This is a genomic window from Streptomyces sp. NA02950 (genome assembly GCF_013364155.1).
Taxonomy (GTDB): domain Bacteria; phylum Actinomycetota; class Actinomycetes; order Streptomycetales; family Streptomycetaceae; genus Streptomyces.
Window position 1 is genome coordinate 5,344,668 of sequence record NZ_CP054916.1, and the last position, 22,657, is coordinate 5,367,324.

The following is a 22,657-nucleotide window of genomic DNA, read 5'->3' on the forward strand; positions in this document are numbered from 1 at the left end:
CGCACAGTTGTGCCCATTCCGGCTCCGACCCTGACACCGCGGGCGGAGCCCACCGGTCAGGGCGTTGCGCAGGACGCCGGATCGTCGCCGTTCGCGGCGATCCGGCGCCATGTCCACTCCAGCAGCGCCGAGGCCACGGCGGCGATGCCCACCGCCGCCCACGGCATCGTCGTCCCCACCAGCCGCAGCGCGAAGAAGTGCTGGAGCCCGGGGGTGGCCAGCACGATCAGGAAGGCCAGCGCCATCGCCAGCACCAGCCCGATCCGCCACCAGGTGTACGGCCGGGCCACGATGGCCAGCACCCACAGCGCGATGAGGAACAGTGTCAGTGTCGCCGCGCTGGTCTCGGCCTGGAGCGAGCCCCGGCCCGAGTAGGAGTGACGGGCCAGCAGATACGCGGCGAAGGTGGCGGTCCCCGCGATCACCCCGGCCGGGACGGCGTAACGCATCACCCTGCGCACGAAACGCGGCCGGGCGCGCTCCTTGTTGGGGGCCAGCGCCAGGAAGAACGCGGGAACCCCGATGGTGAGCGTGGACAGCAGCGTCAGATGGCGGGGCAGAAACGGGTACTCCACCCGGGAGCACACCACCAGCACCGCCAGCAGCACCGAGTAGACGGTCTTCACCAGGAAGAGCCGGGCCACCCGCTCGATGTTGCCGATCACTCGGCGGCCCTCGGCCACCACCGACGGCAGGGTGGCGAAGCTGTTGTCGAGCAGCACGATCTGGGCGACCGCGCGGGTGGCCTCGCTGCCCGAGCCCATCGAGACGCCGATGTCGGCGTCCTTCAGCGCCAGCACGTCATTGACACCGTCGCCGGTCATGGCCACGTGGTGGCCGCGGGACTGGAGCGCGCCCACCATGTCCCGCTTCTGGCGCGGGGTGACCCGTCCGAAGACCGTGCCGTCCTCCAGCGCGGCAGCCATCCCGGTCCGCTCGGCGGGCAGCCGGCGCGCGTCGCGGGCACGTGCGGCTCCCGGGAGGCCGAGCTTCGCGGCGACGGCGCCGACGGAGACGGCGTTGTCACCGGAGATGACCTTCGCGGAGACGTTCTGCTCGGCGAAGTAGCGCAGGGTGTCGGCGGCGTCGGGGCGCAGCCGCTGCTCCAGGACGACGAGGGCGACCGCGGTGACCGCGGTGACCGCCCGTGGGTCCGTGGGCCCGTCGTCCAGCGGGCCCGTACCGTTCTCCGTACGGGCCAGCAACAGCACCCGCAGCCCGCGCGCGTTCAGCTCGTCGACCTGGTCCAGGGCCGGATCGCCCTCGGCGAGCAGCACCTCGGGCGCGCCGAGCAGCCAGGTGGCGCGTTCGCCGCCGGGGGCGTCGAGGGTGGCACCGCTGTACTTGCGGGCGGAGGAGAACGGCAGGACCTCCCGGGAGCGCCAGCCGTCGCCGTCACCCGTCCCGCCGCCGTCCGGGAGCGGATAGGCGTCGATGATCGCCTGGAGGCTGGCATTGGGGCGGGGGTCACTGGCGCCGAGGGCGCCCAGCACCTGCCCCACGTACGTCGTGTCGTGGCCGTCGAGCAGCCGCAGCTCGCGGACGTCCATCCCGCCCTCGGTGAGGGTGCCGGTCTTGTCCAGGCAGACCATGTCCACCCGGGCCAGTCCCTCGATCGCGGGCAGCTCCTGCACCAGGCACTGTTTGCGGCCCAGCCGGATCACCCCGATCGCGAAGGCGACGGAGGTGAGCAGCACCAGCCCCTCCGGGACCATGGGCACGATTCCGGCGACCATCCGCCGCACCGCTTCCCGCCAGTCGTTTCCCTTCACCACGAACTGGCTGATCACCAGGCCGACCGCGGCCGGGATCATCATCCAGGTCACGTACTTGAGGATCTGGCTGATACCGCTGCGCAGTTCGGAGGCGACGAGGGTGAAGCGGGACGCCTCCTCGGCGAGTTGGGCGGCGTATGCCTCGCGGCCGACCCGGGTGGCGGTGTAGGCGCCTCCGCCCGCGACCACGAAGCTGCCGGACATCACGGTGTCGCCGGGCCGTTTGAGCACCGGGTCGGCCTCGCCGGTGAGCAGCGATTCGTCGATCTCCAGCCCCTCGGTCTCGGTCACCTCGCCGTCCACGACGCACTTGTCGCCGGGGCCCAGCTCGATGAGGTCGCCGAGCACGATCCGGCCGGTGGGGATCTCGGTGGCCGCCCCGTCCCGGCGGACGGTGGGCCGGGACTCGCCGATGACGGCGAGCGAGTCGAGGGTCTTCTTGGCCCGCAGCTCCTGGACGATCCCGATAAGGGTGTTGGCCACGATCACAAAGCCGAACAGTCCGTCCTGGATCGGACCGACCACCAGGATGATCAGGAACAGTACGCCGATGATCGCGTTGAAGCGGGTGAAGACATTGGCGCGGACGATCTCGGTGACGGAACGGGAGGAGCGCACCGGGACGTCATTGACCTCACCGCGTGCGACGCGCTCAGCGACCTCGGCGGCGGTCAGTCCCGGGGCGACCCGGTCCGGCATGCCTTCGACGGTACGTGCGCGGCGGGCCGTTCACCTGTCCGGGCGGCGTTGACCGGCCGCGACCGGCCGTCGGGCCCGGCCGGGCGGTCAGCCGTTCGCGGAGCGGCGGATCGCGGCCTCACGGGCCCGTACGTACCAGATGCCGATCAGCCCGAGGCCGCCTCCGGCCAGACAGGTCCACAGCCACCACAGATGGCCGTGATCGGCGTACCAGCCGTAGAAGGGGAGCTGGACGAGGAAGAGGACGAACCACACGATCGTGCCGCCGGTGATGGTCGCCACAACGTTGCCCTCCAGGGGCGGCGGCGCCTCGTGCTTGGGGGTCCACTTCGTCATGTGCACAGCTTACGGGCCGGGTACCACGCCGATCCGGGCTGCTCGGAAGCGGACGTTTGGCGTTCGGCTCTTCATAGATTCATACTGAACCGTTCCGGGTCTGAGTCGGCACCTCTTGTTCGATCATCCAAGGGCCCATTGTTGATGTTCACGCACCACTGAGGTCCTTCATGTCCCCCTCGGCCCCCGCGCCGGCCGATGCCAAGCGGCAGACCCCGGCGCCGCCCACCAAGGGCATCGACGCGTTCTTCAGGATCAGCGAACGCGGCTCCTCGGTCTCCCGCGAGCTCCGTGGCGGACTGGCCACGTTCTTTGCGATGGCCTATATCGTCGTGCTGAATCCGATCATTCTCGGGGCCGGTGAGGACAAGTTCCATCACAGCCTCGACAACGGGCAGCTGGTCACGGCCACCGCGCTGATGGCGGGTCTGACCACCCTGCTCATGGGGATCATCGGCAACGTCCCCATCGCGCTCGCCGCGGGCCTCGGCATCAACGCGGTGGTCTCGCTCCAGCTCGCCCCCAAGATGAGCTGGCCGGACGCGATGGGCATGGTGGTCCTGGCGGGCCTGGTGCTGATGATCCTGGTGGCCTCCGGGCTGCGGCAGCGGGTGATGGACGCGATCCCCGGCGGGCTGCGGCGGGCCATCGCGATCGGCATCGGACTGTTCATCGCCCTGATCGGGCTGGTCGACTCCGGCTTCGTCACCCGCAACCCGGACACGGCGCACACCACCGTGCCGATGGGCCTCGGTATCGAGGGCAAGCTCCAGGGCTGGCCGGTGCTGATCTTCGTGGTGGGCCTGGCGCTCACCTTCGTCCTGGTCGTCCGCAAGACGCGCGGCGCGATCCTGATCGGCATCGTGACCATGACGGTGGCCGCGGTCGTGATCAACGCGCTGGCCGCCATCCCGGACGCCGCGTGGGGGCTGACCGTCCCCGATGTCCCGGCGAAGGTGGTGGACGCCCCGGACTTCGGACTGATCGGTGATGTCAGCCTGTTCGGCGGCTTCCACGAGGTCGGCATCCTCACCGGCTGTCTCTTCGTCTTCACCGTGCTGCTGTCCGGCTTCTTCGACGCGATGGGCACGATCATCGGCGTCGGCGAGGAGGCCGAGCTCACCGATGAGCGCGGTCAGCTGCCGGGCATGGGCCGGATCCTGATGGTGGACGGTGTCGCGGTCGCGGGCGGCGGCTTCGGCTCGGCCTCCGCCAACACCTGCTTCGTGGAGTCCACGGCGGGTGTCGGGGAGGGCGCGCGGACCGGGCTCGCCAACATCGTGACCGGCGGTCTCTTCCTGCTCGCGCTGGTCTTCACCCCGCTGGCCAAGGTGGTTCCGTCGCAGGCCGCGACGCCCGCGCTGGTGGTCGTCGGTTTCCTGATCATGGCGGCGAACGTCAAGGAGATCGACTGGAGCGACTTCACCATCGCGGTCCCGGCCTTCCTGACCATGATCTCGATGCCGTTCACCTACAGCATCACCAACGGGATCGGCATCGGTGTGCTGTCCTTCCTGCTGCTGCGGATCGCCACCCGGCGCACCCGGGAGATCCCATGGCTGCTGGGCGTGGTGGGGCTGTGCTTCCTGGTCTACTTCCTGCTCCACCCGATCGAGCAGGCGCTCGGGGTGGCCTGATCCACCCCCGGCCCGGAGCGCGCGCCCCCGGCCCGGAGTGCGCGCCCCGGTGCCCGCCGGGGCGCGGGCAGGTCAGCCGACCTGGCCGTAGAAGCGCTCCGTCTCGTCGACGGACGTCTTGAAACGCTCGTCGAAGTCCTCGCGCATGAGCGTCCGGATGACATAGTCCTGGACGCTCATTCCGCGTTTCGCGGCGTGCCGCCGGATCCGCTCCAGCAGCTCACCGTCCATCCGCAGGCTGAGCACCTTCGATCCCATGCGGCCAAGGGTCGCCGCCCCGCGGGCCACCGTGCGTCACTTTTCGGAGTCGTCTCACTCTTTTGGGTGACTCTGCAGTAGAGAGCTTCCGCGGGTTTTCCTTAGACGAGGTAATGAGTTATGCTAAAGACCATGCCGGATCCGTCCCGTCTCCAGCCCTCGGCGGAGGCACCGCCAGACGACGCGACCGCCGTGAACGCTCTGCGGTCCGCAGTGATGCGTCTGTCCCGGCGGCTCAAGCACCAGCGGGTGGACGAGTCGCTCAGCCCCACCGAGATGTCGGTGCTGGGCACCCTCGCCCAGTGCGGCAGCGCCACCCCCGGTGAGCTGGCCCGCAAGGAGCACGTCCAGCCGCCGTCGATGACCCGCATCGTGGCCCTGCTGGAGGCCAAGGGACTGGTCGGGCTGGAGCCGCACCCAGAAGACCGGCGGCAGAAGGTCGTCTCGCAGACCGAGCGGGCGGAGGCCATGCTCGAAGAGAGCCGGCGCAAGCGCAATGCCTGGCTGGCCGAGCTGGTCGGAAAGCTGTCCGAGGAGGAGTGGGACGCGCTGCGCGCCGCCGCGCCCGTGCTGGAGAAGCTCGCGCACTTGTAAGAACCCCGAGCCATCAGGAGGCGAAGCCACTTGAGTACGGGACCCGGAGCAGACTCCGCACCCGCACCGCACCCCCACTCCGACTCCCGCACCCCCGTCGCCCCCGCGACAGGGCGCGCCAAGGGCGGTACCTTCCGTTCGCTGAAGGTCCGCAACTACCGCCTCTTCGCCACCGGCGCCGTCATATCCAACACCGGCACCTGGATGTCCCGGATCGCCCAGGACTGGCTGGTGCTGAGCCTCACCGGCTCCTCCACCGCGGTCGGAATCACCACCGCGCTCCAGTTCCTGCCGATGCTGCTCTTCGGCCTGTACGGCGGGGTCATCGCCGACCGCTACCCGCGCCGTCGGCTGCTGCTGGTCACCCAGACCGCGCTGGGGCTGTGCGGTCTGGCGCTCGCCGCGCTCACCCTCAGCGGCCATGTCCAGGTCTGGCACGTCTATCTGATCGCGTTCCTGCTCGGCGTGGTCACCGTCGTCGACAACCCGACCCGGCAGGTCTTCGTCAACGAGATGGTCGGCCCGCACGAGCTGCGCAACGCGGTCAGTCTGAACTCCGCGAACTTCCAGTCCGCGCGGCTGGTCGGCCCGGCCATCGCCGGTGTGCTGATCACCGCCGTCGGCAGCGGCTGGGCGTTCCTGATCAACGGCCTGTCCTTCGGCGCCCCGCTGATCGGCCTGCTGATGATGCGCACCAGCGAGCTGCACACGCATCAGCGGACCCCGCGCGGCAAGGGCCAGCTGCGCGAGGGGCTGCGCTATGTCGCCGGGCAGCCCGATCTGATCTGGCCGATCGTGCTGGTCGGCTTCATCGGCACCTTCGGCTTCAACTTCCCGATCTGGCTGAGCGCCTTCGCCGACGATGTCTTCCACGCGGGCCCCGGGACATACGGCCTGCTCAACACGTTGATCGCGATCGGTTCGGTGACCGGTGCGCTGCTGGCGGCCCGCCGCGTGGTGGCCCGGCGGCGGCTGCTGGTCGGGGCGGCCCTGATGTTCGGTGTGCTGGAGATGGCCGCGGCGGTGACCCCGGTCTTCTGGCTCTTCGCCGCGCTGATGGTGCCGATCGGCATCTTCAGCCTGACCTTCAACGTCACGGCGAACTCCAGCGTCCAGCTGGCGACCGATCCCGCGATGCGGGGCCGGGTGATGAGCCTGTTCATGATGGTCTTCGTCGGCGGCACCCCGATCGGCGGCCCGCTGGTCGGCTGGCTGACCGACACCTTCGGCGCCCGGGTGGGCTTCGCCGCGGGCGGGCTGGTCTCGGCCGCCGCCGCGGTCGCGGTGGGCGTGATCCTGGTCCGGGCCGGGGGCCTGCGGATGAAGCTGGACCTGCGCCGGGGACGTCCCCATGTGGTCTTCGTCCCGCGCACCGAGGAGGAGCGGCTGGCCCCGGCGGCCTGAGCGCTCCGCGGGAAGTGCCGCAGGGTGCGGTCGTCCGTCCGCGGCCGCCTCGCGGCTGGTCGCGCCCCCGCGGCGGAGCCGCACATCGACACAGCCCCGCGCTCCCTCGGGGCGTGACCGCACCGCGCCGGACGGCAGCGAGGCCGATCAGGCCCTGTCCGGTGCGGTCCCGGCGGCCTGGCCGACCAGGGCCGTGGCGCAGGGCCGCCCACCGGGGCGCCGACTGCGCGAGACTGGCCGGATGAGACTCTTCGCCGCCGTGCTGCCGCCCGAGGAGGCCGTCACCGAGCTGGCCGCCCGGGTGGCCGCGCTGCACGCGCTGCCCGGCGCCGACGCGCTGCGCTGGACCGAGCGGGCGGGCTGGCACTTCACCCTCGCCTTCTTCGGCGAGGTGGACGAGGGGCTGCTGCCCGAGCTGCACACCCGGCTGGCCCGTGCCGCCCACCGCCATGAGCCCCATGAGGTGCGGCTCGCGGGCGGCGGCCGGTTCTCGGACCGGGTGGTGTGGGTCGGAGTGGACGGCGACAGCGCGGCCCTGCGCGGGCTGGCCGACTCCGCCGCGGCCGGGGCCCGCCGGGCCGGGGTGCCGATGGACCGGCACCGGCCGTACCACCCGCATCTGACGATCGCCCGCAACCGGAGCGCCACCAGCCTCGCGCCCTATGTCGCCGAGCTGGCCGACTTCGCGGGCCGGGTGTGGCCGGTGCGTGAATTGAGCCTGGTCCGCAGCCATCCGCCGACCCCGGGGGTCGCCGGGCGGCAGCCCCGCTACGAGGTGGTGGCGGCCTGGTCGCTCGGCGGCTGAGCGGCCCGGCTAATCTCGGGGTGTGGACCCGAAAACCAGAAACATGATCATGAGCGGCACGCTGGTGCTGATGCTCCTCGTCGTCGCCGTGGCGGCCGCGTTCGGGGGCTGACCCGCCGGACGCGGCCGCGCTCCGGTCACCCGACGGCTACCAGGCGAACGCCTCCGGCGACGGGCCGGGACCGGGGAAGATCTCGTCCAGCGAACCCAGCAGCTCCTCGCTCAGCGTCAGCTCGGCCGCCCGGACCGCCGACGCCAACTGCTCGGCGGTGCGCGGGCCGACGATCGGGCCGGTCACCCCGGGCCGGGTGAGCAGCCAGGCCAGGGCCGTCTCACCGGGCTCCAGACCGTGCTTGTCGAGCAGATCCTCGTACGCCTGCACCTGATCGCGCACCGCGGTATTGCTGAGCGCGTCGGCGCTGCGCCCGGAGGCGGTACGGCCGCCGCTGCCCTCCCTCTCCTTGCGGATCGCGCCGCCGAGCAGCCCGCCGTGCAGCGGCGACCAGGGGATCACCCCGAGGCCGTAGTCCCGTGCGGCCGGGATGACCTCCATCTCGGCGCGCCGCTCGGCCAGGTTGTACAGACACTGCTCGCTGACCAGACCGTAGGAACCGCGCCGCCGGGCCGTCTCGTTGGCCTGGGCGATATGCCAGCCCGCGTGGTTGGAGGAGCCGGTGTAGAGGATCTTGCCCTGCTGGACCAGGACGTCGATCGCCTGCCAGATCTCGTCCCACGGGGTGGAGCGGTCCACGTGGTGGAACTGGTAGAGGTCGATGTGGTCGGTGCGCAGCCGTTTGAGGCTGGCGTCCACGGCCCGGCGGATGTTGAGGGCCGAGAGCTTGTCGTCATTGGGCCACACATCGCCGCCGGCGCCCATGTTCGCGTACACCTTGGTGGCGAGGACGGTCTTCTCGCGCCGTCCGCCGCCCTGGGCGAACCAGCTGCCGATGATCTCCTCGGTGCGGCCCTTGTTCTCGCCCCAGCCGTAGACGTTGGCGGTGTCGAAGAAGTTGATTCCCGAGTCGTGCGCGGCATCCATGATCGCGTGGCTGTCGGCCTCGTCGGTCTGCGGGCCGAAGTTCATGGTGCCGAGGACCAGTCGGCTGACCTTGAGGCCTGTGCGTCCGAGCTGCGTGTACTTCATGGCTCCAGCCAAGCCCTTGGAGTGCGCTTCAATCAAGGGGGTGGGGCCGGAGAGCGGCGGGGCACTCCGGGTGATTACGGCGGAAACCGCACCGCGGGAATTCCGCCGCGAAAAACCCGAGGGCCCGCGTTTTGACCCCCCGTGCGGTCAAAATGCGGGCCTGCGGATTCCACCGGATCCGGCTGGTGCGGCGGAAGTGTGAAAGATACGTGAAATCAGTTGCTCTTGCGGGCCTTCATGAATCCGACGAGGCCGAGCGCGAGAGCGAGCAGGCCGCCGATCAGAACCATGTAGATCCCGGGGCCGGCGGTGAACTTGTCCGAGAGCTGGTCGGCGACTTTCTCGGCCTGCTCGGTGGAGGCGCCCTTTTCCTCCAGGTACTGGGCGACCAGGCGCGCCGGGTCGGCCATGTTGATGGCGGCGACGACAGCGGCGCCCGCGCCCAGAAGCCCGCCGCCGATGTAGAGCGGGGCCTTCGGGCGCGCCAGCGTGACGATGAAGAGCACCGCCGCGACCAGGGAAATGATCAGTGTGATGACACCGTCACCGTCCATCCCCTTGATGCCACCGTCGGACATGTCCTCCTCGGAGACGACCCAGTTCACCAGCGAGCCGACTGCGGCGACGAGGGAACCCACGAGCCCGAGGATCGCGAACTTCTTCGGCAGTGCGGCCGGTGCCGCACCGCCGTTCTGCGGAGCGCCCGTATACGCGGGCGGCGCGCTTTGCGCATAAGAGGACTGGCTGTAATCGCTCATGGGCAGAGACCGTAGGGCGGTCGCATTCTTTGGTGCAACGACCCCGCCCGCTATGCCGTCAATGACCGATAAATTTTCTGCCGAAATGATCCCCGGATCAGATCAAATTATCTGCGGTTCAGGAACGGAATTGGATTCCCGGGAATGAGGGACGGTTGTTGTCTTCCCGTAACGGGCGGCGATATGCGTCCGGTTCCTCCGTGCGGACCGGGGAGGCCGGTGCCCCCGGTGCGGTCCGGTTCCGGGCCCTGCGCGCCCCGGCGGGATGGCAGGCTTGGGCCCATGCGTCCGCTTCCGTCTCTCATCGGTGCCGCCGTGCTGCTGGCCCTGCCCGCCGCCGCTCCCGCCACGGCCGACGACTCGTCACCGTCGTCCTTCCAGATCAAGGACCCCCGGATCGCCGAGTCCAGCGGGCTCGCCGCGAGCCGGGCCCACCCCGGCGTCTACTGGACGCACAACGACAGCTCGGACGGCCCGTACGTCTACGCCGTCGACAGCAGGACGGGGAAGACGGTCGCCCGGATCGCGATGCGCGGGATCGGCAAACCGCGGGACGTCGAGGCCGTCTCGGTCGGGCCGGACGGCAATGTCTACGTCGGCGACATCGGCGACAACCTCGGCGGACAGTGGCCCCATGTGTGGATCTACCGCTTCCCCGAGCCCAGGAAGCTGCGCGACATGACGGTGAAGGCCACCCAGTTCACCGTCCAGTACCAGGGCGGGCCGCGCAACGCCGAGGCGATGATGGTCCATCCGAAGACCGGCAAGGTGTACATCGCCAGCAAGAGCGACGAGAACGGCGGGCTGTACGAGGGGCCGGACACCCTCTCGCCCTCCGGTGTGAACGTCTTCCGCCGTATCGCGCCCATCGACATGGAGGTCACCGACGGAGCCTTCGCCCCGGACGGCAGCAGGCTGGTGCTCCGCGGCTACTTCACGGCCGCCGAATACCGCTGGCGGGGCGGAAAGCCCAAGGAGCTCGAGGAGGAGCCGGGGCTGCCGCTCCAGCGGCAGGGCGAGTCCGTCACCTTCAGCCCCGACGGCGGCACCCTCATGTACGGCACGGAGGGCCGGTACTCCCGGGTGAGCGCCGAGGCCCTGGACGGGGAGCTGCTGCCCGACGCGACCGCCAAGGAGCAGAAGCGGAACGGCGGCGGCACGGCCGGCAGCCATGCCGAGCGCAGCGAGGACGACAAGGACCGGACGCTGATGAAGGTCGCGCTCACCTTCGGCGGGGCGCTGGTGCTGCTCCTCGGGGCGCGCAGGCTGTTCCGCCGTCGCTGAGACGCGCTACCGGAAAAGGGGTCCGCGGCCGCCGGAGCGGCCGCGGACCCCTTTTCCCGGTTTCCCCGTCGAACGGGCGGATACGCCTCAGAGCTGCTCGATGACGTAGTCCACGCAGGCGGTCAGCGCCTCGACATCGGCCGGGTCCACCGCCGGGAACATCGCCACCCGCAGCTGGTTGCGGCCCAGCTTGCGGTACGGCTCGGTGTCCACGATGCCGTTGGCCCGCAGCGCCTTGGCGACCGCGGCGGCGTCGATGTCCTCGTTGAAGTCGATCGTGCCGACCACCTGCGACCGCTTGGCCGGGTCGGTCACGAACGGGGTGGCGAACTTGGACTCCTCGGCCCAGCCGTACAGCGCGCGCGAGGAGGTCGCGGTGCGCCGCACCGCCCAGTCCAGGCCGCCCTGGCCGTTGATCCACTCCAGCTGGTCGTTGAGCAGGAAGAGCGTGGCCAGCGCCGGGGTGTTGTACGTCTGGTTCTTCAGCGAGTTGTCGATCGCGGTCGGCAGCGAGAAGAACTCCGGCACATGGCGGCCGGACCCGTGGATCCGGGCGGCGCGCTCCAGCGCGGCGGGCGAGAAGATCCCGAGCCACAGACCACCGTCGGCGGCGAAGGACTTCTGCGGGGCGAAGTAGTAGACGTCCGTCTCGGCGATGTCGACCGGCAGACCGCCCGCCCCGGACGTCGCGTCGACCAGCACCAGCGAGCCCTCGTCGGCACCGGCCACTCGACGGATCGGCATGGCGACACCGGTCGAGGTCTCGTTGTGGGTGAAGGCGTAGACGTCCACCCCGGCCTCGGCCTCGGCCTCCGGGTGGGTGCCGGGGTCGGAGGAGATCACGGTGGGGTCGCCCAGCCACGGTGCCAGCTTCGCGGCCTTCGCGAACTTCGAGGAGAACTCGCCGAAGGACAGGTGCTGGGACTTGGAGTCGATCAGACCGTGCGTCGCGATGTCCCAGAACGCGGTGGAGCCGCCGTTGCCGAGGACGACCTCGTACCCCTCGGGGAGCTGGAACAGCTCGCGCACCCCGTCGCGCACCTTCCCGACCAGGTTCTTGACCGGGGGCTGGCGGTGGGAGGTACCCAGGAGGGAGGTGCCGGTGGCGGCCAGGGCGCTGAGCGCCTCGGTGCGCACCTTGGAGGGGCCCGAGCCGAAGCGACCGTCGGCGGGCTTGATGTCAGCGGGAATCCGGATCTCAGCCACGACCGCAGCCTAGTCCGTCGGCGCCCCCGCTCCGGCCTGCCGTCCAGCGAATGAGACGGTCTGTCCACATCTTGTTGACGCCGCTGTCCCTCCCCTGTTGACGCATCCGTCCACATGCCGTTGACGCCGGGGTGCCGGGCCATGGCGCCGCTCCCCGAACGGACGAGCATCCGATCGGAATTGGACATTCTCTTCGGGGCCCCCGGCGTGGACCATGGGGGCATGGCTGATCACGAGGCAGGCGAACTGGAGCGTGCTTTGCGGCGAGCCGTCAGCGGGGATGTCTCGTTCGACACGGCGAGCCGGGCACTGATGACCATGGACGCGTCGAACTACCGGCGGGTGCCCGCCGGAGTCGTCGCGCCCCGGGACGCGGACGATGTGGCGGCGGTGCTGGCCGCCTGCCGGGAGCGCGGAGTGCCGGTGGTGGCCCGCGGCGCCGGCACCTCGATCGCCGGGCAGGCGACCGGGCTCGGCGTCGTCCTGGACTTCACCCGCCATATGCGGGGCATCCTCGCACTGGATCCGGAGGCGCGGACCGCCGTCGTCCAGCCCGGGGTGATCCTCGACGATCTGCGCACGGCCGCCTCCGCCCACGGACTGACCTTCGGCCCCGACCCGTCCACCCACAGCCGCTGCACCCTCGGCGGCATGATCGGCAACAACTCCTGCGGCTCCCACTCGGTGGCCTGGGGCACCACCGCCGACAACGTGCACGCGCTGGACGTCCTCACCTACGGCGGCGAGCGGGTGCGCGCCGCCCAGGGCCTGGACGGACTGCCCGCCCGGCTGCGCGACGGGATGCGGTCGCTGGCCGGAGAGAACCTGGCGCGTTTGCGCACCGGCTTCCCCGAACTGCCCCGCCGGATCTCCGGCTACGCGCTCGACGAACTGCTGCCCGAGAAGAACGCCGATGTGGCCCGCGCCCTCACCGGCAGCGAGGGCACCCTCGGAGTGCTGACCGAGGCCACCGTCCGGCTCGTCGAGGCACCCCGCGCCCGCGCGCTGGCCGTGCTCGGCTACCCCGACGAGAGCGCGGCGGCCGAGGCCGCGCACACCCTGCTGCCGTACGGGCCGCTGACCGTCGAGGGCATGGCCGCCGACCTGGTGGCCGGGGCGTCCGGACTGCCCAAGGGCGGCGCCTGGCTGTTCGTGGAGGTCGGCGGCGGGTCGCGGGAGGAGGCGTACGCCCGCGCCGAGGAGATCGCCCGCGCCGCCGGGGACGCCACCACCGACCACACCGTCGTCGCCGACCCGGCCGGGCAGCGCGCGCTGTGGCGGGTGCGCGAGGACGCCTCCGGGACCGCCACCCGGATGCCCGACGGCAGCGAGGCATGGCCGGGCTGGGAGGACTGCGCCGTCCCGCCCGCCCGGCTCGGCGCCTATCTGCGCGACTTCCGGGCGCTGATGGGCGAGCACGGGCTGCGCGGTACGCCATACGGACATTTCGGCGACGGCTGCATCCACGTCCGGATCGACTTCGACCTGATGAGCGAGGCCGGAGTGCGGGTCTTCCGCGACTTCTCCACCGACCTCGCCGACCTCGTCGTCACCCACGGCGGTTCGCTCTCCGGCGAGCACGGCGACGGGCTGGCGCGGGCCGAGCTGCTGCCGCGGATGTACGGCGAGGAGATGGTCGGCCTCTTCTCCCGCTTCAAGGACCTGTGGGACCCGGCGGACGGGCTGAACCCCGGCGTCCTCGCCCGCCCCCGCCGCCTCGACCAGGACCTGCGCTTCGACTCCCTGCCGCGCCGCCCGGTCGATGTCGAGTTCGGCTATCCGCACGACGGCGGCGACTTCTCGGCCGCCGTGCGGCGCTGCGTCGGCGTCGCCAAATGCCGCAACGAGTCGGTGTCCGGCGCGGGCGTGATGTGCCCGTCGTACCGGGCGACGGGGGAGGAGCGGCACTCCACCCGCGGCCGCGCACGGCTGCTGCACGAGATGCTCGCGGGCGAGGTGGTGCGCGACGGCTGGCGCTCGCGGGAGGTGCACGACGCGCTCGACCTGTGCCTGTCCTGCAAGGGCTGCCGCAGCGACTGCCCGGTCGGGGTGGACATGGCCACATACAAGGCGGAGTTCCTGCACCACCACTACGCGGGACGGGTGCGGCCCGCCGCGCACTACTCGATGGGCTGGCTGCCGGTGTGGCTTCGCGCGGCGTCCCTGCTGCGCGCCGCCCCGGTGGCCAACGCGGCCTCCGGGGTGGCCCCGCTGGCCGCCCTGGCCAAGCGGGCGGGCGGTATCGCGCCGGAACGGAACCTCCCCGTGCTGCCGAAGGAGCCCTTCACCCGCTGGTGGCGCGATCGCGTACGGGCGGCGGCGGGGTCGCGGCCGGCACCGCGCCCGAACACCGGCCGGACCGTGGTGCTGTGGCCGGACACCTTCACCAACTATCTCTCCCCGTCGGTCGGCCGGGCCTCGGTCGCCGTGCTGGAGGCGGCCGGGCTGCGGGTGGTGGTACCGCCCAAGCCCGTGTGCTGCGGGCTGACCTGGGTCTCCACCGGTCAGCTCGACCGCGCCCGCACGGTGATGCGCCGCACCCTGGACGTGCTGGCCCCAGCCCTGGACGCCGGGCTCCCGGTGGTCGGCCTCGAACCCAGCTGCACCGCCGCCCTCCGCACCGATCTGCCCGAACTCCTCGGCTCCGATCCGCGAGCCGCCCGGCTCGCGGACTCCGTCACCACCTTCGCCCAGGCCCTGGAGGACCACGCCCCGGACTGGCGACCCCCCGTGGTCGACCGCCCGGTGGTCGGCCAGACCCACTGCCACCAGCACGCCGTCCTCGGCGACGCCGCCGAGCGCCGTTTGCGCGAACGCGCCGGGCTGACCGGGGAACTGAGCGGCGGCTGCTGCGGCCTGGCGGGCAACTTCGGCTTCGAGGCGGGTCATTACGACATCTCGGTGACCTGCGCCGAGGAGCAGCTGCTGCCGTCGGTGCGGGCCGCCGGGGACACCGCCGAGGTCCTGGCCGACGGCTTCTCCTGCCGCACCCAGCTCGACCAACTGGCCGACCGCCCGGCCCGCCACCTCGCCGAGGTCCTGGCCGAGCACCTGCCCTGACCGCCCGCCCCGGCACGGCCCCGCCGCCCCACCCGGGCCCGGCGGGGCCGTCGCTGTCCCCGCCCTCATCCGGCTGAAAATCATGCAAGCATGCTTGATTGTTTCTCTCGGTGCTGCCACGCTCACCCCCAACGCCCGCACGACACCCCCGAGGACGGAGCCACGCGTGTCCGATACGGAAGCCCTGCTCGGCGATCTGCGCGCCGAGGGGGACGAGGTGGACGGCCTGGTGGCCGGGCTCGACGACACCGGGTGGCGGACCCCGACCCCCGCGCCCGGGTGGACCGTCGCCCACCAGATCGCCCATCTCGCCTGGACCGACGAACGCGCCGCACAGTCCGCGCTCGATCCGGAGGGGTTCGCGGCGGAGGTGCGCAAGGCACGGGCGGCACCGGGCGGATTTGTGGACGAGGGCGCCGAGCGGGGCGCCACGCTGCCGCCCGCGGAACTGCTGCGCCGCTGGCGGGACGGGCGCGAGCGGCTGTGCCGGACGCTCGCCGAGGCACCGCCGGGCGCCCGGCTGCCCTGGTACGGGCCGCCGATGAGCGTGAAGTCCATGGCCACCGGACGGCTGATGGAGACCTGGGCCCACGGCCAGGACGTCGCCGACGCACTCGGCGTACGGCGCGCCCCCACCGCCCGGCTGCGCCATGTGGCTCTGATCGGGGTACGGGCCCGCGGCTACGCGTACGCCGCGCGCGGTCTGGAGCCGCCCGCCGAGGAGTTCCGGGTCGAACTCACCGCCCCCGACGGCGGCCTGTGGACCTACGGGCCCGAGGACGCGGCCCAGCGGGTGACCGGGGACGCCCTCGGTTTCTGTCTGCTGGTCACCCAGCGCGCCCACCGCGCCGATGTGGCCGTCACCGCCCACGGGCCGGACGCCGACCACTGGCTGGACATCGCCCAGGCGTTCGCCGGACCACCCGGAAAGGGCCGACTGCCGGGCGGGGGTGCCGCATGACCGCCGCACCCGCCCCGCTGCGCATCGGCAACGCCTCCGGCTTCTACGGCGACCGCTTCGACGCCGTCCACGAGATGCTCACCGGCGGCCCGCTGGATGTCCTCACCGGCGACTACCTCGCCGAGCTGACCATGCTCATCCTCGGCCGGGACCGGATGAAGAACCCCGGCCGCGGCTACGCCACCACCTTCCTGCGGCAGTTGGAGAACACCCTCGGCCTCGCGGTCCAGCACGGCGTACGGCTGGTCACCAACGCGGGCGGGCTCAACCCGGCCGGACTGGCCGACGACATCCGCGCCCTCGCCGACAAGCTGGGCATCGCCGTCCGCGTCGGCCACGTCGAGGGCGACGATCTGCTCACCGCCCGCGACTGGGGCCCCGGCGTGCTCACCGCCAACGCCTATCTGGGCGGCGCCGGGATCGCCGCCTGTCTCGAAGGCGGCGCGGAGGTCGTGGTCACCGGACGCGTCACCGACGCCGCCCTCGTCACCGGGCCCGCCGCCGCCCACTTCGGCTGGGCGGCGGACGACTGGGACGCCCTGGCCGGAGCCGTCGTCGCCGGGCACATCCTGGAGTGCGGTACCCAGGCGACCGGCGGCAACTACGCGTTCTTCACCGAACACGACGTCCGCCGCCCCGGCTTCCCGCTCGCGGAGATCGCCGCCGACGGCTCCTGCGTGATCACCAAACACCCGGGCACCGGCGGCGCCGTCACCACCGGCACGGTCACCGCCCAGCTCCTCTACGAGACCGCGGGCGCCCGCTACCCCGGCCCCGACGTCACCGCCCGCCTCGACTCCGTCCGGCTCACCCCCGACGGCCCCGACCGGGTACGCGTCCACGGCGTACGCGGCGAGGCACCGCCCCCGACCCTCAAAACCGGGCTGACCCGGCTCGGCGGCCACCGCAACGAGGTGGAGTTCGTCCTCACCGGCCTCGACATCGAGGCCAAGGCCGCGCTCGTACAGAGCCAGATGGACGCCGCGCTCGCCCGCTGCCGTCCCGCCGAGGTGCGCTGGACCCTGGCCCGTACCGACCACCCGGACGCGGCCGGACAGGAAGAGGCCAGCGCCCTGCTGCGGCTCGTCGTCCGCGACCGGGACCCCGAGACCGTCGGCCGCGCGGTCAGCTCCGCCGCCGTCGAACTGGCCCTCGCCGGCTACCCCGGCTTCCACGTCACCGCGCCGCCCGGAAAAGGCTCCCCCTACGGCGTGTTCGAGGCGGCCGTGATCCCCGCCGGCGCCGTACCGCACACCGCCGTCCTCCCCGACGGCACCCGGGCCGCCGTCCCCCCGGCCCCCGGCAGCCGGCCCCTCGGCCCCGTCGCGGAACCGCCCCCGCCGCCCCCGCTCCCCCCGGGCCCCACCCGGCGCGCCCCCCTCGGCCTCGTCGCCGGGGCCCGCAGCGGCGACAAGGGCGGCAGCGCCAACATCGGCGTCTGGACCCGCACCGAGGACGCCTGGCGCTGGCTGGCCCACACCCTCACCGCCGACCGGCTGCGCACCCTGCTCCCGGAGACGGCCCACCTGCCCGTCACCCGCCACGCCCTGCCCAACCTGCACGCCCTGAACTTCACGGTGGACGGACTGCTCGGCGAAGGCGTCGCCGCCCAGGCCCGCTTCGACCCGCAGGCCAAAGCCGTCGGCGAATGGCTGCGCTCACGCCACCTGGACATACCGGAGGTACTTCTGTGACCGTGCTCGCGTCCGCGCTCGACCCCGGCGGCGCCGACTACACGGCCCACCGTGCGGCGATGCTCGCCAAACTCGGCGACCTCGACGCCGAGCACGCCAAAGCGCTCGCCGGAGGCGGTGAGAAATACCTCGCCCGCCACCGCAAGCGCGGCAAACGCCTCGCCCGCGAGCGCATCGAGCTCCTCCTCGACCCCGACACCCCCTTCCTCGAACTCTCCCCGCTCGCCGCCTGGGGCAGCGACTACCCCGTCGGCGCCTCCCTCGTCACCGGCATCGGCGTGATCTCCGGTGTGGAGTGCGTGATCAGCGCCAACGACCCCACCGTGCGCGGCGGCGCCAGCAACCCGTGGACCCTCAAGAAGTCCCTGCGCGCCCACGAGATCGCCCACGTCAACCGGCTCCCCGTGGTCAGCCTCGTCGAGTCCGGCGGCGCCGATCTCCCCAGCCAGAAGGAGATCTTCATCCCCGGCGGCGCGCTCTTCCGCGACCTCACCCGGCTCTCCGCCGCCGGAATCCCCACCGTCTCCGTGGTCTTCGGCAACTCCACCGCCGGAGGCGCGTACATCCCCGGCATGTCCGACCACGTGATCATGGTCAAGGAGCGCTCCAAGGTCTTCCTCGGTGGCCCGCCCCTGGTCAAGATGGCCACCGGTGAGGAGAGCGACGACGAATCCCTCGGCGGCGCCGATATGCACGCCCGCGCCTCCGGACTCGCCGACTACTTCGCCACCGACGAACCCGACTCCCTGCGCCAGGCCCGCCGCGTCATCGCCCGTCTCAACTGGCGCAAGGCCCACCCCGACCCGGGCCCCGCCGAACCCCCCGCATACGACCCCGACGAACTCCTCGGCATCGTCCCCGGCGACCTCAAGATCCCCTTCGACCCCCGCGAGGTCATCGCCCGGATCGTCGACGGTTCCGACTTCGACGAGTTCAAGCCCCGCTACGGCACCAGCCTCGCCACCGGCTGGGCCACCCTCCACGGCTACCCCCTCGGCATCCTCGCCAACGCCCAGGGCGTGCTGTTCAGCGAGGAGTCCCAGAAGGCCGCCCAGTTCATCCAGCTCGCCAACCAGCGCGACATCCCGCTGCTCTTCCTGCACAACACCACCGGCTACATGGTCGGCCGCGCATACGAACAGGGCGGGATCATCAAACACGGCGCCATGATGATCAACGCGGTCTCCAACTCCCGCGTCCCCCACCTGTCCGTCCTCATCGGCGCCTCCTACGGCGCCGGCCACTACGGCATGTGCGGCCGCGCCTACGACCCCCGCTTCCTCTTCGCCTGGCCCAGCGCCAAATCCGCCGTCATGGGGCCGCAGCAGCTCGCGGGCGTCCTGTCCATCGTCGCCCGCCAGTCCGCCGCCGCCAAGGGGCAGCCCTACGACGAAGAGGCCGACGCCGGGCTGCGCGCCATGGTCGAGCAGCAGATCGAGTCCGAGTCCCTGCCCATGTTCCTCTCCGGGCGGCTCTACGACGACGGCGTCATCGACCCCCGCGACACCCGCACCGTCCTCGGCCTCTGCCTGTCCGCCATCCACACCGCACCGGTCGAAGGCGCACGCGGCTTCGGCGTCTTCCGGATGTGAGGAAAATGATCCGCTCTCTCCTGGTCGCCAACCGCGGCGAAATCGCCCGCCGCATCGTCCGCACCTGCCGTGAACTCGGCATCGCCACCGTCGCCGTGCACTCCGACGCCGACGCCACCGCCGCGCACGTCCACGAGGCCGACGCCGCCGTACGGCTGCCGGGCGACGCGCCCGCCGACACGTATCTGCGCGGCGACCTCATCGTCAAAGCCGCCCTCGCCGCCGGTGCCGACGCCGTCCACCCCGGCTACGGCTTCCTCTCCGAACACGCCGACTTCGCCCGCGCGGTCACGGACGCCGGACTCGTCTGGGTCGGGCCACCGCCCGCCGCGATGGCGGCCATGGCCTCCAAGACCCGCGCCAAGCAGCTGATGCGCGAGGCCGGCGTACCCCTCCTCGCCCCCGCCGACCCCGACCGGGTCACCGCCGCCGATCTCCCCTTGCTCGTCAAGGCGGCGGCGGGCGGCGGCGGCCGCGGTATGCGGGTGGTCCGCGACCTCGACGCGCTCCCCGCCGAACTCGACTCCGCCCGCGCGGAGGCGGCCTCGGCCTTCGGGGACGGCGAGGTCTTCGTCGAGCCCTACCTGGAGGGCGCCCGCCATGTGGAGGTCCAGGTCCTCGCCGACACCCACGGCACGGTGTGGACCCTCGGCACCCGTGACTGCTCCCTCCAGCGCCGCCACCAGAAGGTCATCGAGGAGGCTCCCGCGCCGGGGCTGAGCGACGCGCTGCGCACCGTCTTGCACGAGTCGGCGGCGAACGCGGCGCGCAGTATCGGGTACGCGGGCGCGGGCACCGTCGAGTTCCTGGTCTCGGGGGAGCGGGCGTACTTCCTGGAGATGAACACCCGGCTCCAGGTGGAGCACCCGGTGACGGAGGAGATCTACGGACTGGACTTGGTGGCGCTGCAACTGCGGGTCGCGGAGGGCGAGCGGCTCGGAGCCGCCCCGGAGGCGCGCGGGCACGCGGTCGAGGCCCGGCTGTACGCGGAGGACCCGGGGCGGGGGTGGCAGCCGCAGACGGGTGTGATGCGGCGGTTCGCGTTTGCGGGGGGTGCGCCGGGGGGTGGGGGCGGGTCCGGTTCCGGGGCCTCCGGGGCGGCGCCCTGGACCGTATATTTTTGGCGCCGGCCCTCCGAGAAGTCTGGTGAACCCCAGATTGGCGCCACAAATATACGACAGCGTCCAGGACACCACCCCTGCGACCCCGGCCCCTCCCGTCTCGTCGGCGGCTCTCCGCCGGGACTGCGTATCGACTCCGGGATCGTGGACGGCGACGAGATCGGCGTCCACTACGACCCGATGCTGGCCAAGGTCATCGCCTGGGCGCCCACCCGCGCGGAGGCGCTGCGGCGGCTGGCGCACGAGCTGGAGCGTGCCTCCATCCATGGTCCGGTGACCAACCGGGAGTTGCTCGTACGGGCCCTGCGCCACCCGGAGTTCATCGCGGAGCGGATGGACACCGGTTTTCTCGAGCGGTATCTCGACGAGCTGACCGTCCCTGATGTGGAAGGCGCCCCTCTGGCCGCCCTGGCCGCCGCACTCGGCGACGCCGCCAACCGGCCCCGGTCCGTCGCCGGGCGACTGGGCGGATGGCGGAACGTCCCCTCCCAGCCGCAGGTCAAGACCTACCGCTGCGAGCCGGACGGCACCGAGCACGAGGTCCGCTACCGGCTCACCCGCGACGGTCTGGTGGCGGATGACTTCCCGGACACCCAGCTCCTGCACGCCGACCCGCACCGGGTGGTCCTCGAAGTCGACGGCATCCGGCGGACGTTCGGCATATCCGCGTACGGCGCCCGGGTGTACGTCGACTCACCCCTCGGATCCTTTGCCTTCACCGCCCTGCCGCGCTTCCCCGACCCCACCGCCCGTACCGAACCGGGCTCACTGCTGGCGCCCATGCCGGGCACGGTGATCCGGGTCGCCGAGGTGGCCGTGGGCGACCGGGTCGAGGCCGGACAGCCGCTGCTGTGGCTGGAGGCCATGAAGATGGAGCACCGCATCACCGCACCCGTCGCCGGAAGTCTCACCGCGCTGCATGTGGCCACCGGCCGTCAGGTCGAGGTCGGCACCCTGCTCGCGGTGGTGGCGGCGGAGGACGAGCGCACCTGAGGGGACGGGGTCGCAGGGGGTGGTGTCCTGGACGCTTTCGGATATGCGTGGCGCCGATCTGGGGCTCACCCGACTTCTCCGGGCACGGCGGCCGTACATATCCGGTCCAGGGCGCCGCCCCGGCGGCCCCGGCCCCGCCCCGTGACGACGCACCGCAACCCCACGGCAGCAGCACCCACGAGGAGGAGTCGCACATGACCACCAGCACCCACACCCCCACCGACACCCCCGAACGCGCCGATCTCCGCGCCGCCGTCGCCGCCCTCGGCCAGGGCCACCGCGGCGACATCGGCGAGCTGTGGAAAGAGGCCGGAAAGCTGGGCTACCTCGGGGTCAACCTCCCCGGGGAGTACGGCGGCGGAGGCGGCGGCATAGCCGAGCTGTCCATCGTCCTGGAGGAGTTGGGCGCCGCCGGGTGCCCGCTCCTGCTGCTCGTCGTCTCGCCCGCCATCTGCGGCACGGTCATCGCCCGCTTCGGCACCGAGGAGCAGAAGCGCCGCTGGCTGCCCGGCCTGGCCGACGGCAGCGTACGGATGGCGTTCGGGATCACCGAGCCCGACGCGGGCTCGAACTCGCACCGCATCACCACCACCGCCCGCCGCGACGGCGACGACTGGGTGCTCACCGGCCGCAAGGTGTTCATCACCGGGGTGGACACCGCCGACGCCACACTGATCGTGGGCAGGACCGAGGACGCGCGGACAGGGAAGCTGAAGCCGTGTCTGTTCATCGTCCCGCGGGAGACGCCCGGTTTCACGTACCACCACATCCCGATGGAACTCGCCTCGGACGAGCGACAGTTCGAACTGGTGCTGGACGACGTCCGGCTGTCGGCGGACGCGCTGGTGGGGGACGAGGACGCGGGGCTGCTCCAGCTGTTCGCGGGGCTGAACCCGGAGCGGATCATGACCGCGGCGTTCGCGCTGGGGATGGGCCGCTTCGCGCTGGCGAAGGCGGTGGACTACGCCCGTACCCGCCAGGTGTGGAAGGAGCCGATCGGCGCGCACCAGGCGATCGCCCATCCGCTGGCGCAGGCGCACATCGAGCTGGAGCTCGCCCGGCTGATGACGGCGAAGGCGGCGTTTCTGTACGACAGCGGCGATGACGCGGCCGCGGGGGAGGCGGCGAACATGGCGAAGTACGCGGCCGCCGAGGCCGCGGTGAAGGCGGTGGACCAGTCGGTGCACACGCTCGGCGGCAACGGGCTGAGCACCGAGTACGGGCTGGCGCGGCTGATCACGGCGTCGCGGGTGGCGAGGATCGCGCCGGTGAGCCGGGAGATGATCCTCAACTTCGTCTCGCACCAGACGCTGGGGCTGCCGAAATCGTACTGAGT

Annotated in this window: 17 protein-coding genes; 11 read left to right on the forward strand and 6 right to left on the reverse strand. The window is 71.9% G+C overall.

The window, feature by feature from the left end:
• Positions 1-56: 56 nt before the first annotated feature.
• Entirely contained in the window at positions 57-2,474 is a 2,418-nt protein-coding gene (locus tag HUT19_RS23450) for a cation-translocating P-type ATPase (RefSeq protein ID WP_176182342.1), read from the reverse strand.
• Positions 2,475-2,561: 87 nt separating this feature from the next.
• Complete coding sequence (locus HUT19_RS23455) at positions 2,562-2,810, reverse strand: DUF2530 domain-containing protein (RefSeq protein ID WP_176182343.1); 249 nt, start codon at positions 2,808-2,810, stop codon at positions 2,562-2,564.
• A 170-nt stretch (positions 2,811-2,980) separates the two neighbouring features.
• Between HUT19_RS23455 and HUT19_RS23460 the strand changes: the two genes are divergently transcribed.
• Positions 2,981-4,447, forward strand: a complete 1,467-nt coding sequence (locus HUT19_RS23460; RefSeq protein ID WP_176182344.1) for an NCS2 family permease — start codon at positions 2,981-2,983, stop codon at positions 4,445-4,447.
• Between the two features lie 72 nt (positions 4,448-4,519).
• On the opposite strand, the gene HUT19_RS23465 is transcribed toward HUT19_RS23460, so the two are convergent.
• Positions 4,520-4,705, reverse strand: a complete 186-nt coding sequence (locus HUT19_RS23465; protein ID WP_176182345.1) for a ribbon-helix-helix protein, CopG family — start codon at positions 4,703-4,705, stop codon at positions 4,520-4,522.
• Positions 4,706-4,837: 132 nt separating this feature from the next.
• Between HUT19_RS23465 and HUT19_RS23470 the strand changes: the two genes are divergently transcribed.
• The 3 genes from HUT19_RS23470 to thpR all read left to right on the forward strand — a co-directional run bounded on the left by HUT19_RS23470 (position 4,838) and on the right by thpR (position 7,508).
• A complete protein-coding gene (locus tag HUT19_RS23470; protein ID WP_176182346.1) occupies positions 4,838-5,299 on the forward strand; it encodes a MarR family winged helix-turn-helix transcriptional regulator in 462 nt (153 codons plus the stop codon).
• A 30-nt stretch (positions 5,300-5,329) separates the two neighbouring features.
• On the forward strand, positions 5,330-6,703 hold the full coding sequence (locus HUT19_RS23475) for an MFS transporter (protein WP_176182347.1): 1,374 nt from the start codon (positions 5,330-5,332) through the stop codon (positions 6,701-6,703).
• Between the two features lie 241 nt (positions 6,704-6,944).
• Positions 6,945-7,508: an RNA 2',3'-cyclic phosphodiesterase gene (gene thpR / locus HUT19_RS23480; protein WP_176182348.1), complete on the forward strand. Its 564-nt coding sequence runs from the start codon at positions 6,945-6,947 to the stop codon at positions 7,506-7,508.
• A gap of 148 nt (positions 7,509-7,656) precedes the next feature.
• Here the strand turns inward: thpR and HUT19_RS23485 are convergent, their stop codons facing one another.
• Both HUT19_RS23485 and HUT19_RS23490 read right to left on the reverse strand, forming a co-directional pair.
• Positions 7,657-8,652, reverse strand: a complete 996-nt coding sequence (locus tag HUT19_RS23485; protein WP_176182349.1) for an aldo/keto reductase — start codon at positions 8,650-8,652, stop codon at positions 7,657-7,659.
• Between the two features lie 215 nt (positions 8,653-8,867).
• On the reverse strand, positions 8,868-9,410 hold the full coding sequence (locus HUT19_RS23490; RefSeq protein ID WP_176182350.1) for a hypothetical protein: 543 nt from the start codon (positions 9,408-9,410) through the stop codon (positions 8,868-8,870).
• Positions 9,411-9,692: 282 nt separating this feature from the next.
• Between HUT19_RS23490 and HUT19_RS23495 the strand changes: the two genes are divergently transcribed.
• Entirely contained in the window at positions 9,693-10,694 is a 1,002-nt protein-coding gene (locus tag HUT19_RS23495; RefSeq protein WP_176182351.1) for a hypothetical protein, read from the forward strand.
• Between the two features lie 87 nt (positions 10,695-10,781).
• Here HUT19_RS23495 and serC read toward each other — a convergent pair whose 3' ends face one another.
• Complete coding sequence (gene serC / locus HUT19_RS23500) at positions 10,782-11,900, reverse strand: phosphoserine transaminase (RefSeq protein ID WP_176182352.1); 1,119 nt, start codon at positions 11,898-11,900, stop codon at positions 10,782-10,784.
• 222 nt (positions 11,901-12,122) lie between these two features.
• On the opposite strand from serC, the gene HUT19_RS23505 reads away from it, so the two are divergent.
• The 6 genes from HUT19_RS23505 (at position 12,123) to HUT19_RS23530 (ending at position 22,655) form a co-directional block, all read left to right on the forward strand.
• Positions 12,123-14,960: an FAD-binding and (Fe-S)-binding domain-containing protein gene (locus HUT19_RS23505; protein WP_176182353.1), complete on the forward strand. Its 2,838-nt coding sequence runs from the start codon at positions 12,123-12,125 to the stop codon at positions 14,958-14,960.
• Between the two features lie 166 nt (positions 14,961-15,126).
• Positions 15,127-15,921: a TIGR03084 family metal-binding protein gene (locus HUT19_RS23510; protein ID WP_176182354.1), complete on the forward strand. Its 795-nt coding sequence runs from the start codon at positions 15,127-15,129 to the stop codon at positions 15,919-15,921.
• A complete protein-coding gene (locus HUT19_RS23515) occupies positions 15,918-17,615 on the forward strand; it encodes an acyclic terpene utilization AtuA family protein (RefSeq protein ID WP_176182355.1) in 1,698 nt (565 codons plus the stop codon). Before HUT19_RS23510 ends, HUT19_RS23515 begins: the two co-directional genes overlap by 4 nt.
• Positions 17,612-19,207 carry an acyl-CoA carboxylase subunit beta gene (locus HUT19_RS23520; RefSeq protein ID WP_176182356.1) on the forward strand — a complete coding sequence of 532 codons (1,596 nt, stop codon included), beginning with the start codon at positions 17,612-17,614 and terminating at the stop codon, positions 19,205-19,207. Before HUT19_RS23515 ends, HUT19_RS23520 begins: the two co-directional genes overlap by 4 nt.
• Positions 19,208-19,212: 5 nt before the next feature.
• Complete coding sequence (locus HUT19_RS23525) at positions 19,213-21,321, forward strand: biotin carboxylase N-terminal domain-containing protein (RefSeq protein ID WP_176182357.1); 2,109 nt, start codon at positions 19,213-19,215, stop codon at positions 21,319-21,321.
• Positions 21,322-21,515: 194 nt separating this feature from the next.
• Positions 21,516-22,655: an acyl-CoA dehydrogenase family protein gene (locus HUT19_RS23530; protein WP_176182358.1), complete on the forward strand. Its 1,140-nt coding sequence runs from the start codon at positions 21,516-21,518 to the stop codon at positions 22,653-22,655.
• Positions 22,656-22,657: the final 2 nt, after the last annotated feature.